Source organism: Hafnia alvei, assembly GCF_900095695.1.
Classification (GTDB): Bacteria; Pseudomonadota; Gammaproteobacteria; order Enterobacterales; family Enterobacteriaceae; genus Hafnia; species Hafnia alvei_B.
The window spans coordinates 54221-68555 of record NZ_FMIQ01000064.1; the positions used below are offsets into that span (position 1 = coordinate 54221).

At 49.3% G+C, this 14335-nt stretch carries 18 protein-coding genes; 15 read left to right on the plus strand and 3 right to left on the minus strand.

Features of this window, described 5'->3' with window-relative positions; genetic code table 11:
• The first annotated feature begins 4 nt into the window (after nucleotides 1-4).
• The 9 genes from fliH to BN1044_RS17820 are packed head-to-tail and all read left to right on the plus strand — an operon-like array spanning nucleotide 5 to nucleotide 8127.
• Nucleotides 5-784: a flagellar assembly protein FliH gene (gene fliH / locus BN1044_RS17780; protein ID WP_072309798.1), complete on the plus strand. Its 780-nt coding sequence runs from the start codon at nucleotides 5-7 to the stop codon at nucleotides 782-784.
• Complete coding sequence (fliI, locus tag BN1044_RS17785) at nucleotides 781-2097, plus strand: flagellar protein export ATPase FliI (protein WP_072309799.1); 1317 nt, start codon at nucleotides 781-783, stop codon at nucleotides 2095-2097. The genes fliH and fliI overlap by 4 nt, the downstream gene beginning before the upstream one ends.
• Before the next feature lie 16 nt (nucleotides 2098-2113).
• Nucleotides 2114-2551, plus strand: a complete 438-nt coding sequence (gene fliJ / locus BN1044_RS17790; RefSeq protein ID WP_025799682.1) for a flagellar export protein FliJ — start codon at nucleotides 2114-2116, stop codon at nucleotides 2549-2551.
• Nucleotides 2552-2570: 19 nt separating this feature from the next.
• A complete protein-coding gene (locus BN1044_RS17795; RefSeq protein WP_254663937.1) occupies nucleotides 2571-4025 on the plus strand; it encodes a glycosyltransferase family 2 protein in 1455 nt (484 codons plus the stop codon).
• A gap of 39 nt (nucleotides 4026-4064) precedes the next feature.
• Nucleotides 4065-5009, plus strand: a complete 945-nt coding sequence (gene fliB / locus BN1044_RS17800; protein ID WP_072309800.1) for a flagellin lysine-N-methylase — start codon at nucleotides 4065-4067, stop codon at nucleotides 5007-5009.
• Nucleotides 5010-5028: 19 nt separating this feature from the next.
• The gene (locus BN1044_RS17805; RefSeq protein WP_072309801.1) at nucleotides 5029-6150 is read left to right on the plus strand and encodes a CDP-glycerol glycerophosphotransferase family protein; all 1122 of its coding nucleotides are present in this window, start codon (nucleotides 5029-5031) and stop codon (nucleotides 6148-6150) included.
• Entirely contained in the window at nucleotides 6147-6884 is a 738-nt protein-coding gene (locus BN1044_RS17810; protein ID WP_072309802.1) for a class I SAM-dependent methyltransferase, read from the plus strand. The genes BN1044_RS17805 and BN1044_RS17810 overlap by 4 nt, the downstream gene beginning before the upstream one ends.
• Nucleotides 6881-7486, plus strand: a complete 606-nt coding sequence (locus tag BN1044_RS17815; RefSeq protein ID WP_072309803.1) for an HAD-IB family phosphatase — start codon at nucleotides 6881-6883, stop codon at nucleotides 7484-7486. Before BN1044_RS17810 ends, BN1044_RS17815 begins: the two co-directional genes overlap by 4 nt.
• Nucleotides 7462-8127 (plus strand): NTP transferase domain-containing protein, encoded by a 666-nt coding sequence (locus BN1044_RS17820; RefSeq protein WP_072309804.1) that lies wholly within the window; start codon nucleotides 7462-7464, stop codon nucleotides 8125-8127. Before BN1044_RS17815 ends, BN1044_RS17820 begins: the two co-directional genes overlap by 25 nt.
• An 87-nt stretch (nucleotides 8128-8214) precedes the next feature.
• Here BN1044_RS17820 and BN1044_RS17825 read toward each other — a convergent pair whose 3' ends face one another.
• The 3 genes from BN1044_RS17825 to flgA all read right to left on the minus strand — a co-directional run bounded on the left by BN1044_RS17825 (nucleotide 8215) and on the right by flgA (nucleotide 9922).
• On the minus strand, nucleotides 8215-8652 hold the full coding sequence (locus tag BN1044_RS17825) for a flagella synthesis protein FlgN (RefSeq protein ID WP_072309805.1): 438 nt from the start codon (nucleotides 8650-8652) through the stop codon (nucleotides 8215-8217).
• A gap of 9 nt (nucleotides 8653-8661) precedes the next feature.
• Nucleotides 8662-8934, minus strand: coding sequence for a flagellar biosynthesis anti-sigma factor FlgM (gene flgM, locus BN1044_RS17830; RefSeq protein WP_072309806.1), 273 nt, complete (start codon nucleotides 8932-8934; stop codon nucleotides 8662-8664).
• A gap of 166 nt (nucleotides 8935-9100) precedes the next feature.
• Nucleotides 9101-9922: a flagellar basal body P-ring formation chaperone FlgA gene (gene flgA / locus BN1044_RS17835; protein ID WP_081329614.1), complete on the minus strand. Its 822-nt coding sequence runs from the start codon at nucleotides 9920-9922 to the stop codon at nucleotides 9101-9103.
• Between the two features lie 100 nt (nucleotides 9923-10022).
• Between flgA and BN1044_RS17840 the strand changes: the two genes are divergently transcribed.
• Genes BN1044_RS17840 through flgG form a run of 6 tightly spaced genes read left to right on the plus strand, consistent with a single transcriptional unit; the run spans nucleotide 10023 to nucleotide 14318 of the window.
• On the plus strand, nucleotides 10023-10373 hold the full coding sequence (locus BN1044_RS17840) for a flagellar basal body protein (RefSeq protein ID WP_025799662.1): 351 nt from the start codon (nucleotides 10023-10025) through the stop codon (nucleotides 10371-10373).
• 22 nt (nucleotides 10374-10395) lie between these two features.
• A complete protein-coding gene (flgC, locus tag BN1044_RS17845; RefSeq protein WP_046360813.1) occupies nucleotides 10396-10821 on the plus strand; it encodes a flagellar basal body rod protein FlgC in 426 nt (141 codons plus the stop codon).
• Between the two features lie 2 nt (nucleotides 10822-10823).
• On the plus strand, nucleotides 10824-11519 hold the full coding sequence (gene flgD, locus BN1044_RS17850; protein WP_072309808.1) for a flagellar hook assembly protein FlgD: 696 nt from the start codon (nucleotides 10824-10826) through the stop codon (nucleotides 11517-11519).
• A 55-nt stretch (nucleotides 11520-11574) separates the two neighbouring features.
• Entirely contained in the window at nucleotides 11575-12786 is a 1212-nt protein-coding gene (flgE, locus tag BN1044_RS17855) for a flagellar hook protein FlgE (protein ID WP_072309809.1), read from the plus strand.
• A complete protein-coding gene (gene flgF, locus BN1044_RS17860; protein ID WP_072309810.1) occupies nucleotides 12786-13517 on the plus strand; it encodes a flagellar basal-body rod protein FlgF in 732 nt (243 codons plus the stop codon). The genes flgE and flgF overlap by 1 nt, the downstream gene beginning before the upstream one ends.
• Before the next feature lie 15 nt (nucleotides 13518-13532).
• Nucleotides 13533-14318 (plus strand): flagellar basal-body rod protein FlgG, encoded by a 786-nt coding sequence (gene flgG / locus BN1044_RS17865; protein ID WP_072309811.1) that lies wholly within the window; start codon nucleotides 13533-13535, stop codon nucleotides 14316-14318.
• The last annotated feature ends 17 nt before the right edge of the window (nucleotides 14319-14335 follow it).

The following is a 14335-nucleotide window of genomic DNA, read 5'->3' on the forward strand; positions in this document are numbered from 1 at the left end:
GGTTATGCATAAAGAAAACCAAAAATCAGTTTTTGCACCGCTAAATAGCCGCCGTTCCGCTGCGCGTCAAAGTGCCGTTCCGCGCCAGCATAAGTTTCCGCCGTTGCGGAAAAGCTGGCAGAAAGCCAATGGCTTAGCGAGTGAAAGCGGCGACTTAATGCAGGCGCTCGATCCGGCAGAATATCAAAAGCAACTGATGGATGGTTTTCAGGACGGATTAAACCGCGGCTTTGCTCAGGGTCTGGAAGAAGGCAAAGAGGAAGGCTATCAGGAAGGTGCGAATACGGGTTTTGAAGAGGGAATGCGCAAAGGTTTTGCCGAAGGCAAACTGGCGGGCAAACAGCAATTTATCGATGCCGCTGAGCCGCTTGATTCTCTCACCGCTCAGCTACAGCGTTATCTTGATGGCTATGAACTTCGTCGCCGTGAAGAGCTGTTACAGCTGGTAGAAAAAGTGACACGTCAGGTGATCCGCTGCGAGCTGACATTACAGCCAACCCAGCTATTAACGCTGGTGGAAGAAGCGCTCAGCAGCCTGCCGCAGATCCCCGAACAGCTCAAGGTGTACCTCAACCCTGAAGAATTCCGCCGCATTAGCGAAGCGGAGCCTGAGAAGGCGCGCGAGTGGGGACTGTGTGCGGATGCGGATATGGCACCGGGCGAGTGTCGAGTAGTGACCGACACCTCCGAGATGGATGTTGGCTGCCAGCATCGCCTCGATCAGTGCATGGACGTGCTGCAAAGCAGCTTACTGCCTGATACCGCAGACGAGCTGGTTGCATGATAAACACCGACTTTGAGCAGGCGCTAAAATCCATTGAAAACATCAATCTGGCGCGTGTGGCCGGACGTTTGGTGCGAGTCAACGGCATTCTGCTGGAGTGCGTTGGCTGCCGCTTAGCGGTGGGGCAACTTTGCCGCGTAGAAAGCACTGAACATGAGTTGATGGATGCACAGGTTGTCGGCTTTGACCGCGATGTCACTTACCTGATGCCGTTCAAACACCCGGCCGGTTTAATTGCGGGCGCGCGCGTATTTCCAGCCGAAAAAGATGAAGGCGTGCTGATTGGCGATCAGTGGCTAGGCCGCGTGGTGAATGGATTAGGTGAACCGCTTGATGCCAAGGGCAAACTTGGCGGCGATACCTTATTACCTCAGCAAATTGCGCAAATTCACCCGCTGACGCGACGTCCGGTTGAAGAACCATTAGACGTTGGCGTGCGCGCTATTAATGGCCTGCTCACCATCGGTAAAGGGCAGCGTGTTGGTCTGATGGCCGGCAGCGGCGTGGGTAAAAGCGTGCTGCTTGGCATGATCACCCGATATACCCAAGCAGAAGTCGTCGTGGTTGGATTAATCGGTGAGCGTGGCCGAGAAGTGAAAGAATTTATTGATAATTCGCTGGGCGCTGAAGGCATGGCGAAGTCCGTGATCGTCGCGGCGCCGGCGGATGAATCGCCGCTGATGCGTATCAAAGCCACCGAGCTTTGCCACTCGATTGCCAGTTACTACCGCGACAAAGGCAAAGACGTGCTCTTGCTGGTGGATTCACTCACCCGTTATGCGATGGCACAGCGTGAAATTGCGCTGTCATTGGGCGAGCCTCCGGCAACCAAAGGCTATCCGCCTTCGGCGTTTGGCATCATTCCCAAGCTGGTAGAAACCGCAGGCAACAGCACCGGTACAGGCACCATGACGGCAATTTATACGGTTCTGGCCGAAGGTGATGACCAGCAGGATCCGATAGTGGACTGCGCGCGAGCGGTGCTCGACGGGCATATCGTTTTGTCTCGCCATTTAGCAGAAGCGGGGCACTATCCGGCAATTGATATTGGCCAGTCAATCAGCCGCTGTATGAGTCAGGTGACGCAACGCGATCACCAGCGTGCGGCACGTACCCTCAAACAGCTGTATGCCGAATATATGAGTATCAAACCGCTGATCCCTCTTGGTGGCTACGTCGCGGGAGCCGATCCCACGGCCGATCGCGCGGTAAAACTCTCCCCGGCGATCCACAATTTCTTGCAGCAGGAAGTCTCAGACGCCGCGCTGCTTAACGGCACCATCAGCGATCTTTGCCTGCTGGCAAAGGCCTAACTCGATAGGTATTTCTATGAGCAAGATGATTTCAACGCTGGAACAGCTGCGCCAACTACGTAACCGTGCGGTACAGGACATCAGCGGAAAGCTCTCCTCACAGAAGCAGCTTTGCCAGCGCTATGAACGCAACATCGCTGCGCTCACTGAGCTTTCGGCCGGAGTGCCACAGCTACAGGGAAGTTCGGCACTGCTGATGAACAACCAGTCTGGCTACAAGAAAAACATTCAGCGCGTAATCGAATGGCAAAGACAGGAACAGGCGCTGGCGGATATTCAGGCTAAGCAGCTACAGGCAGATTTAGTTCACGAAGCTCGCCGTGAAAAAAGCGTGGAGCTGGTACTCGAACAGCGCCGTGATTTTGTGGCGCGCGAACGTGAGCGACAGGCTCAAAAAGTGACTGATGCGATCTCGACCCAGTGCTGGTTGCGCCGTCAGGCCGCGACGCGTTAATCAGATACGGTACATAAGTGTGAAAAATAAACTGAATAATAAAAAAAATACGTCGTCGAATTTGATGAACCATTTGCTCCAACGCCAGGGAAATCATCGGATTGAAGGCGAACAACCTTTTGTGAGCGTGGTGTGTCCGAGCTACAACCGCCGCGAATTTTTGCCCTATTTACTCTATATCTATCAATATCAAGATTATCCAGCCGATCGTCGTGAGCTGATTATCATCGATGATTCGCCACACAGCAGCCAAGATCTGGTTGATATGCTGGTTGACCCTAGCACGGAGAACGTACGCTATATCCACAGCGAGCGTCGTCTGATGCTGGGTGAAAAACGCAACATGCTCAATGATCTGGCTAACGGTGAATATATCGTCTGTTTCGACGATGATGACTACTATTCGCCGCAAAAAATCTCTTATCAGGTGGATGAACTCCAGCGCAACAACGCGCTGTTTTCTGGTTCAGATCAGATCTACGTTTGGTACAGCCATCTCAATAAAATCTATCGCACTCACCCTTTTGGGCCGAACCATGCGCTCAACGGTACTTTTGCCTATCACAAAAAATTTCTCAGAAAGCATCGCTATGAGCATGAGGCGATGCTGGCTGAAGAGCAGGGCTTTCTGAATAATTTTACCGCGCCGGTATTACAAATTGATCCCAAGCGCGCCATTTTGTGTGTATCGCACAGTGCGAATACCTATGACAAAGATTACATCATGTCGAGCTGTGAGCCGGTTGAGCTAACGCTGGAAGACTTTGTTCAAGATACCAATTTGCTGGCGCATTACCGCCGCCTAAGCCTGACACCTTCGACCCAGCCTGTTTATTGGGAGTGTTTTGAGAAAGTGGTGGTGCTATTTGACCCCGCTAGTGAAGCCGATTTGCCCGATCGTTGTCAGGCGCTGATGGCGTTTGGTATCCCCTCTGAACGGCTGATTTGTGTGCCTAAACGAGCGGAATCAACGCGAGAGATTTCGCAGCTCACCACGCATTGCCACGTACTGGAGCAGGCGCAGCAGCAGGGATGGCGCAACGTATTGATTTTGGACGCCGACATTCAGTTCGTGAAAAAAGAGAATACGGTTGCCAACGTCAACGGTTTGCTCCAAGCCTTACGCAACATCGAATGGAACGTGGTGCTGTTGGGGGCGAAGCATTTTGAGATGCACCTGATGGAAAGCCTGCCGTCTGTTGGCCGAGTTTATGACGCACTTTGCGGCTGCGCGTATGCCGTCAATAGCAACTATTTCAATACATTACTGACCCACTACCGTGAATGTTTAACCTCGTTGCAAGCGGGTGCTGAACCCAAAGCCGCACGCATGGATATGCGCTGGAAAGAGCTGATGCAACAACATTGCTGGCTGGCATTTCACCCCAGCTTTGCTTACCTGAACCGTGATTGGGATTACTTGCAGGATAAAGAAATTGACTGCACTCACTGGTTCTTTAGAAAACCTAAGTAAAGAGCTGCGTGCAAAGGCGTTGTTCTGGAGAAGATTGAAATGCAACTGATTGAAAGTTATCAGCCTGAATATGTGGCTCGTTTTGCGGCGCTTCAGGAGACGTGCGTCTGCCCTAAGTGTAAAACCGAGCAGGGCGAATACCCGCGTGTCACTCAACGCTTCAAGAATCAAGAGCGCGAAAGCCTGATGCTGGGCTGTGAGAGCGCGGTGCGCGAGACATTGCTCAACCCTGAGGCTTTTGTGTTACATCCAGTTCAAACACAGGCTATGGCGGAAGACGCTCTCAGCCCGTGGCTAGAGCAGGTGAATCAGCAGTGCATCAATTTAACCATTCAGCGCGCCATGAACCTAGAGTGCAGCCTGTATGCCATCGGCGTGCTGTTGAGCAAAGCGCAAACTTTGTCAGAGCAAGGCGATGAATCCTGCTCGCAGATAGCTTCAATGGGTGAACAGCTGATGTTGTTGGCCGATCAAGGCGTGCTACAACAGCAACTGGGTATGTTACCGCCGATTGTGGATAGCCGACTGGAAGCGCTGCAAGGCATGGGCGCGCTACGCCTGAATCTGAATCTGCCTTTGGCGCAAAAAATGCCGATGATGCTGAAGCTCAGCGAGCTAAGCATTATGCAGCCAGCACGTTTAGCGGAACGCTTGCAGGAGCTGGAGGCTGCTTGGCAGACGCAAACTCTCTTTACCGAACAGCCACATATTTTGCGCAATGCGTTGCTGTACAGCCTATATCACCACGTATTCCCTGGTATTGATGCTAAGAACTATGGCGAGTCATTCTTGGTTCTCGCGCGTCATTTCTTCCGCCTGAAAATGCTGTGCGCGATGTGGTTAACCGATAACGAACAGCTAACCGAAGAAAACGTGGTGACGCTGTTTAGCGCGTATTTTGCCTGGCAGTCCACGGAAACGGTGCCGTTCAATGCCGATCACACCGCGGATTACAGTTTGCTGACGGGGTTGGCGCTGATTTAGCTGAGATATGAATTAACGTATGACCATTAATGTAGATTTTTTATTTCAGTGGGCTCCTGGCTGGACAAACTATGAGTCAGTGATCGCTGTTCTTCAGAGTGATAAGCGATTTTGTTGTCGTTTAATCTTATTACCGTTCCACCATAGTGGAGTGTTAGATCATGAGAACAGAGAAGCTAGAGAGTTTTTAGAGCAGCGCGAAATTGATTATATTTGGCATGAGGACTACGATTTTGCTAACAAAAGGCCAGATTTGGTCTTTATACAAAATCCCTATGACTTCACACGACCAGAGCGTTTTTCTTGTCTTGAGCTCAAACGAGAAAATATAAAATTTGCCTATATTCCCTATGGTCTCGATGTTGGTGATGGCGAGCAGAATCTCTCATACCAATACAATATGGATTGCCATAATCTAGCGAGTTGGATATTTGTAAGGTCGTCCCAGCATAAGCATTTCTTTAAAAAGTATTGCGCGGCGGGTAACAAAAAAGTTCATGTTACTGGGCATCCGAAATTTGATGCTTACCGAAAATATCAGAATGTGAATGTAGAGAGAAAAACGCCTCATACTCCGGTTCTACTTTGGACTCCTCATTTTTATGAAGAGGGGCGCAAAGGGTGGTCAACGTTCAAGGTTTATTGTATGGCTATGCTATTTATGGCCATTAATTATCCGATAAAACTTATTATCAGGCCACATCCTCTATTTATGGGGAGACTTAGGCTTTGTAATGGTGAGGTAGTTGAAATGTTCAAAAACCTCATTAGCTACGCTAAGACGTACGAAAATATAACTTTTGATATGAATCCATCGTATCAGGATTCATTTCTTAACGCTGATGCGCTGCTTGCTGATGCAGGTTCATTCTTGCTTGAATTCTTGCCGTCAAAAAAACCGATACTCTATCTCACTCATTCTGAGTGTCGGGGATTAAATGAAAGCGCAAAGTTTATCCATGAAAGCCATTATGTGGCTAGCGACGAGCAGGATATTGATGATTTTGTGAAAATGCTGCTAGCTAATGATGATCCTAAATATGATTTGCGTATGCAGGCTTTGAAAGAAAATATCTTTATTCCAGAGAAAAGCGTCGGGGATGAAATACGCAAGGTTTTATTAAGTCAGGTGAGAAAATGACTACATCAAGAATTTATGGCGATCGGCAGATTGAGTTAGATAGCCAAAGTATTTATCAGTTTTTTGAAGGTCGAGCAGAAGAAAAAGATAAGCTGAAAATGACAATGTACCAGCCTCATGACATCTCTTCTGCCCGAGATTTACATGAGAAAAATGTCATTTTACCTAAACTACGCCTTTCCAATGATGCCAAGGTTCTCGACGTGGGCTGCGGTAATGGTCGTTGGTATGATTCACTGTCAAATTATGGTGTCAGTTATGTTGGAGTAGATTTTTCTCCCTCATTGATTGCAATCGCCAATGATACCTACGCTGCGGATGAAAATTGCACATTTATCACGCTTAAAGCTGATGATGTTTCATCTCATTTAATGATTAATGGTGATTTTTTTAGCCACGCTATCGTTTCTGGTGTCATGATTTATTTGAGCGATCTTGAAATAACCAGAATGCTTAAAGGCATTGCGAGTTGTACTACCCGGGGTAGCCTAATTTATATTAGAGAGCCTGTGGGTATCGAACGTAGATTGACACTAAATAAACATTGGTCGGATGAGCTTAACTCTCATTACAGTGCGATATATCGCACTAAGCAGGAGTTAATAGACTGTGTTTGCCATCAAGATGAAAGCTCACTGTCGATTAAATTGATAGATTCAGGGTTAATGTATGACTCTACATTAAATAACCGTAGTGATACCCAACAGATGTTTTTCATTTTTGAATGCCTATGAATACACTATTTTGTTTTGATCTGGATGGGACACTCACGCGCAGAGAGCTGCTTCCGCTGATTGCTGCGGAAGTGGGTTTAGAGCACGAGTTTGACGTGTTGACTAAGTTGACTATTGACGGTGTGATTAGTTTTGAAGAGTCTTTGCGTTTACGCTTTGCAATCCTAAAAACAATTTCGATAGACAAAGTACAGAACGTTATTGCAGAAGCAGAGTTATTCAAAAATTTAATCAGCTTCATAAAAGAACGAAAAGACTCATGCTATGTAATAACTGGAAACCTCGATGTTTGGATTCGTCCTCTGATGGAGTCGATTGGCTGTAATTATTTATGTTCAAAAACAAATTCAGAGGGAGATAAACTCATATCCCTCGATTACATCATGCATAAAGGCCAAGCTATATCAAAATTACGCCAGTTATTTCCCAATCGAGTGGTCGTCGCTATTGGCGATGGAAATAACGACTATGAGATGTTCGAAGCGGCAGATAAGTCTATTTCTGTTGGACTAACGCATAACCCTAGTCCGAACCTTATCGCTGTTTCTGATTATATTGTTTATCATGAGGATTCACTATGTCGACTATTAAACACGCTGTAATTGCGGCTGCTGGGTTGGGCAGTCGCCTTGGAATGGGGTGTCCAAAATGCCTAATAAAAATCAACGGAACGCCTTTAATTGCCTATCTTCTCAAGCTATTAGAGGATGTTGAAGATGTAAGAATTGTGGTTGGCTATCAAGAGCAAGAAGTGATGGAGTGTGTTTTACGCTATCGCAAAGATATTACTTTTGTTAGAAATCCAAACTATCGTACAACATCTACATTAACGAGTTATTTTATGGGGGCTGAAGGGATATCTGAGCGTTGCATGTTTATGGATGCTGATATTATCTTCCAACCTGAGTCATTTATAGGCTTCAAACAGTTTTGCGCAGAAAATAATAGGCAGGATATTATCGGCGTGACAGCAGCCAAAACGCGTGATGCTGTTTATGTTTCGCTAGATAATGAAAAGGTATCATCGTTTTCAAGAGAAAATATCACTGAGTTTGAGTGGGCAAATCTTTGCTACATTTCTTCGAGCCTGCTCACGAAACAGGGGGATTCTGTTTTCCAACAGCTATCTCAGTATTTGCCCTTAATGAGCTATCAGATAAAATCGTATGAAATTGATACTAAATGCGATTTATTAACGGCGACTGAGTCTCAGGTTGCTGAGGATGTTTACTACTGTATGTAGTGTATTCGAAAATAAACCGCCTTATATCGATTACCTTGTATTGATTAGCATGTATCGATTAAAAGACGGTTTACTCATGCAAAAAACTCACCCTTCCTGATACAAATAAGCTTCCGGCTGGGCGGCATTAATCAGGTTATTCACAATATCCTGCTGCATGTGCAGCATCACGCCGTTGCGCTCATTGATTTCTTTACAGCGTTTGGCCTGTTGCTCAAGATCAGCCCACAGTGCGTTGACCTTAGGCTGATGCTGTTCGGGCAGGCGAGCAAAAAGATCGGTGATGCCTTTACGTCCTCCGGCAACGCCCAGAGACTGTAAAATGTCATGCCGTTTTTGCGCGCTTTCTGTCAGGCGCTGGTAGTTTTCGACCAGCTCATGGTTGAGCGTGCTGAGATCGTCGGCGTTGCGCGCAATAATGTAGGCGCGCTGCTTTTCGAGTTGGCCGATAAGCTCAATATAGATCTTTCGGTCACTGACGATATCTTGAACTAGCGTATTAACCTTTTGCGCAGGCGTAGTCATATTCCCTTTCTATCCTTTGTAATATTTCTCTATGGCGAGCGTGAGTTCGTCCAGATTGATGTCAATTTTTCCGGCGCTGATGGCGTCTTTCATCGCGTTAACGCGATCCATATCGACTTCCGGCATAGCCGCAAGTTGCCCCTGCGCTTCACCCAGCACGGGATCAACCGATGTGGTGGCCTGAGTACGTAAGGTGGTCGCAGACTCTGCATTGGCACTCTTGGTGTTTGCAGTATTGTTGACGGCCTGAGTCAGGTTGTACTGGGTTGGCGTTACTTTCATTGCATCTCTCCGAAACGGGTATCCCGTTGGTCATTTTCTGTCTGGCTGCGCAAGGTTAACCACTCGTTTTATCGATTTAGAGTATCGACTAGAGGCGGAAGTCTTCCTTCCATACCCAACTATAGCGACCAGCCAACAGCAAAACTTAATTATCCACGCAAAAACTTTACTGGCCCGGTGCGTACAGCATTCGCACGACGCCAATATTGTCGACAACGGCGCTGACCACACGCTGGCTGCTTTCGTTTTTCACTTTGATCATGTCGCCTTTACGGCCTTTTTTCATCGCTTCGCCCATGGTGCGAGCCTCGATGCCGTCTTGTTCGGCAATCATAACGACGCGCTGGCCGCGATCGACCATGATGGGCTGATCGAGCTGGGCAGGGCTAATCGGCTGTAAATCGCGAATGCGGCGTTTCACCGTTAACCCCACAACGTCGTCAGGATTGGTGATGACCCCCGCACGGCTGCTGGAGATATTGCGTTTTTTTAACTCGATATCAGAAGGGGAGATGACCGCACCGCGCTCAAGGGTGTTCTTCGCCACAACCACCGGTAAATAGATATCCGGTTTCACGGTTACGTCGACCTCCCACCCGTTGGCATCTTCACAGCGAATGTCATAACGCAGACGGCTCAAATCGCGTTTATCTCCCGTGGGCAGCGCGGCCTGCAACGGCTGAGAGCAAACCCGATAGCCGCTGACCTCTGACGGAATAAACACGTTCATTTTCGCATTGAAATCTTTCCAATTTTTACGTTTGGCTTCGCGATTGATATCGGCCGTGGCCACTTCCACCGCGAGGGCATAAATCTGCTTGCGCGCGCTAGACGTGCTGGGCTTGGCGGTTTCTTTCATCGCCCAGCCGGAGGCGAGCGGAAGGGTACACAGCCCGAAAACCACAAGGGCTCGGCCAAGGGCATGCTGCGGAAGGAAAGAATGTTTCCTAGTGTGGCTAACTTTAGACGTAACTTGTTTAAAAATCATATTGTTATAACTCTGGCATGGTAATTGCTATATCAGTGGCGGACAGCAGTAAATGACAGAGAAACAACATTTTACAACGACGTGATGAGAGGAAGTTTCAGTGGGCTTAAGTTTTGACAAGGCATTAGGTGTTCATCCACAGGCGGTACAGCTTCGACTTTCCCGAGCAGAGCTGTTATCGGCGAACTTAGCTAACGTCGACACCCCAAACTTTCAGGCTAAAGATATTGATTTTGCCGCTGAGATGCAACGTTCGAGTTTGAACTTTTCGACCAACAACTCGGCAGAACTCAAATATCGCGTGCCTTATCAGCCCGCTAGCGATGGCAACACCGTTGCTCTGGACGTTGAGCAGGCTGAGTTCTCGAAAAACGCGCTGGATTACCAAACCAGCTTAGCGTTTTTAAACATGAAGTTTGTGGGCCTTAAAAAGGCAATTGACGGTAAGTAATTGATTTAGGTAACAACGGACAATGGCATTTACGGATATTTATCGCGTTTCTGGTTCAGCAATGACGGCGCAAACCGTCCGTCTGAACACCATCGCCAGTAATCTGGCGAACGCGGAGTCGCCAGCGGACAACGAGGGGGCCGTGTATAAAGCTCGCCGCCCCGTGTTTGCCGCGGTGTACCAAAACAGCGAGCTGATGGACAACAAAGCCTTGGCCGGCGCGCGTGTGCAAATTATGGACGTGGTTGAAACCGGTGGCGCAGTGCAGCGCTATGAGCCGAATCATCCCATGGCCAACGATCAGGGTTATGTCTTTTATCCCGACGTTAACGTTGTGGAAGAGATGGCCGACATGATGTCGGCATCCCGTAGCTTCGAGACTAACGTCGAAGTTCTTAACAGTGTGAAAAGTATGCAGCAGAGCCTGCTGAGACTTGGAGAAGCCTAAGCATGAACGTAAATGACGCGCAGAGCTATGCGGATACAGCTAGCAATAACAGCCGTGTTGCCAGCAACGATAACAGCGCCGCGAGCATGAACAACCTGTTTATGACGCTATTGGTTGCGCAGATCCAAAATCAGGATCCGCTGAACCCAACCGATGGTACCGAGTACGTTAGCCAGTTGGCGCAGCTGTCTCAGGTGCAGTCGATGGAGTCTATGTCTGCGCTGATGCAAAACAATGCGGTGTTGATGGATAACCTGCAAACCCTGTCTACCGGCAACTTGGTGGGGCAGAAGGTGATGGTTCAGACCGACAAAATTGAAACTGACGGCAGTACGGTGATTGACGGCCGTCTGTCACTGGATCACGCCGCGGGCGTGGTCACGGTGTATGTCAAAGACGAAGCCGGCACTGAGCACAAAATTGAGCTGGGCCAGCAGGAAGCCGGGCAGGTTGATTTCAAAATTGACCCTAAAGAGCTGGGGCTGACTGAAGGCAAGTACACGCTCAGCGTGGTAACGGATACCGGCGAAGAGTCGGTTCCAATTGAGGTGGGTGGCGTGGTTAACAACGTGCGTATTCCATTGGATGGCAGTGCCACCATGTTGAATATCGCTGGGCTGGGTGAGGTTCCTTATAACTACATCAGCCAGTTTGGGATGAATAGTCCATCCAATAATACCGACACGCGCAAAGCGTAATTTCGAAAACGGAACACTTTCGAACACTAATCCAATTTAGATCAGGAAAGATTTTATGAGCTTTAGTATTGCAACCTCAGGCTTGAACGCCATCACTCAGCAGCTTAGCGCTATCAGTAACAACATTGCTAACTCCGGCACCGTAGGGTTTAAGTCTGGCCGTGCGGAGTTTTCTGCGCTGTATGCGCAGTCTCAGCCGCTGGGCGTGGGCGTGAGTGGCGTTACGCAAAGTATTACCCGTGGCGGTAATATCATGGCCTCTTCAAGCGCGCTGGATCTGGCGATTTCTGGCAACGGTTTCTTCGTGGTGCGCGATAGCGCAGGTACAGAGGCCTATACCCGTGCAGGTTATTTCGGTACAGATACCAACGGTAATCTGGTCAATCGACAGGGTATGAATTTGCAAGGTTATCCGGTTGATACCAACGGCGTATTACAGGTGGGTAACGTCGGTAACCTGAATATCAGCAGCGGCGCGATCCCTGCCAAAGCCACCAACGGGCTGGAGTTTACGGCTAACTTGGATGCTAACGCCGAAGTACCTAAGGTCACGCCGTTAGATCCGAAAGACAGCTCTTCATACAACAATACCTACACCACGCAGGTTTATGACTCTTTGGGTCGTGAGCACACGTTGTCGCAGTATTTTGTTAAGAACGCAGATAACACCTGGACCAGCCATTACTACATGGATGGTGAGCCTGTTCCCGATGCGACTGACCCAACCAAAGGGGCTACCCAGATGATTTCCTTTAGCGCTCAGGGCGTGATGGAAGTACCAAATGGGGCCGTCGGCATTTCACTGTCGATACCTGGGGCTGAAGATCTGGATCTCGAGCTGAACTACGCGGGAACGACGCAATTTGGTTCCGACTTCTCAGTGACCAAAAACAAAGGTGATGGCTACGCATCTGGCGAAAAAACGGGTCAGCAGATTGATGAAGAAGGCTTTGTTTATGCCACCTTCTCGAACGGCGAACGTATGCTGCAAGGCCAGCTGATTCTGGCCAACTTTACCAACCCAGATGGACTGGCTTCACAAGATGGTACTACGTGGGCGCAAACTTCCGCATCGGGTACACCGCTGACCGGCGCGCCGGGTTCTGGCCTGTTAGGTTCTATCAAGGCGAGCGCACTGGAGGAATCCAATGTGGACTTAACCGCCGAGCTGGTGGGTTTGATGACCGCACAGCGCAACTATCAGGCCAACACCAAAGTTATCAGCACCAATGACAGCATGATGTCGGCTCTGTTCCAGGCGGTCTAATGGATCACTTAATTTATACCGCCGTTAGCGGCGCTAACCGCAGCCTGTCACAGCAGCAGATTCATTCCAATAATCTGGCGAACGTGAACACCAGCGGATTTCGTGGTGACTTAGAAAGCGCTTTATCCCAGCAGGTGGCGGGGTCGGGCTACGACTCGCGCTATCTGGTGCAGGAGCAAAACAGCGGTGTGGATATGACGCCGGGCGCGGTGAGAGATACCGGGCGTGAGCTGGATATTGCCATCAAAGGCAATGGGCTGATCGCCGTGGGTAGCGGCAATCGCGAAGTTTATACCCGCAACGGTCAGATGGATGTCAGCCCTGATGGTGATTTAACCATTAACGGCCGCCCCGTGATTGGTGAAACCGGTCCGGTGGTATTGCCGCCGTTTTCCGATCTTTCCATTGGCGATGACGGCACCATCACGATTGTTCCGCAAGACGGTGACGTCAACGCGGCCATGGATGTCGATCGTATCAAGCTGGTGGATATTCCTGCGGATCAGCTTTCAAAAGACGCCGACGGCTTATTGATTAGCGCCACGCGGAATAACCCACGCAGCGATGCTGTTGAAATCACCGCCGGACATCTGGAAAGCAGCAATATTTCAGCGATTAGCGAAATGGTTTCCAGTATTGCTCTGAACCGCCAATTTGAAGCCCAAATCAAGATGATGAAAGCCGCAGAAGATTTGGCGACAGCCGGTAATCGACTGATCCGTGGCAGCTAAATTAAGGAATAAATCATGAATCCAGCTTTATGGATCAGTAAAACCGGCCTTGCAGCGCAAGACGCCAAAATGAGCGCCATTTCCAATAACTTGGCAAACGTGAATACCACCGGTTTCAAACGCGACCGCGTGATGTTTGACGATCTGTTCTACCAAACTCAGCGAGCTCCGGGCGCGCAGCTTGATCAGAACAACGTGGCTCCAACCGGTATTCAGTACGGCACCGGCGTGAAAATCGTGGGGACTCAAAAAGAGTTCTCCGTGGGCAGCATGCAGATCACCAAGCAGCAGATGGACGTGGCGATTACGGGCCAAGGTTTCTTCCAGGTAGAAACGCCAGATGGCGATATCGCCTACACGCGTGCAGGCAACCTACAACTCAACGCCGACGGCGTGGTGACCAACGCCGCAGGCTTACCGTTGGTGCCTGCGATTGAGCTTCCGGCCAACACCAAAGAGCTGTCGATTGCCAAAGACGGCACCGTGTCTGCGACCGTGGGTGGCGAAGCCGATCCGGTAGAGCTTGGGCAAATCACGCTGGTGAATTTTGTTAATCCGGCCGGATTAGAAGCGGTTGGCGGCAATCTTTATCGTGAAACGGCGGCCAGCGGCGAAGCCGTGGAAGGTGTGCCGGGTGAAGATGCCCTTGGACAGTTGGAGCAGGGAACACTGGAAGGTTCAAACGTACAGGTTGTTGAAGAGATGGTCGACATGATCACCGTTCAGCGCGCCTACGAAATGAACGCGAAAATGGTTTCGGCTGCAGATGATATGTTGAAGTTTGTCACTCAGTCGCTGTAACGGCGGCTTGGTGAAAG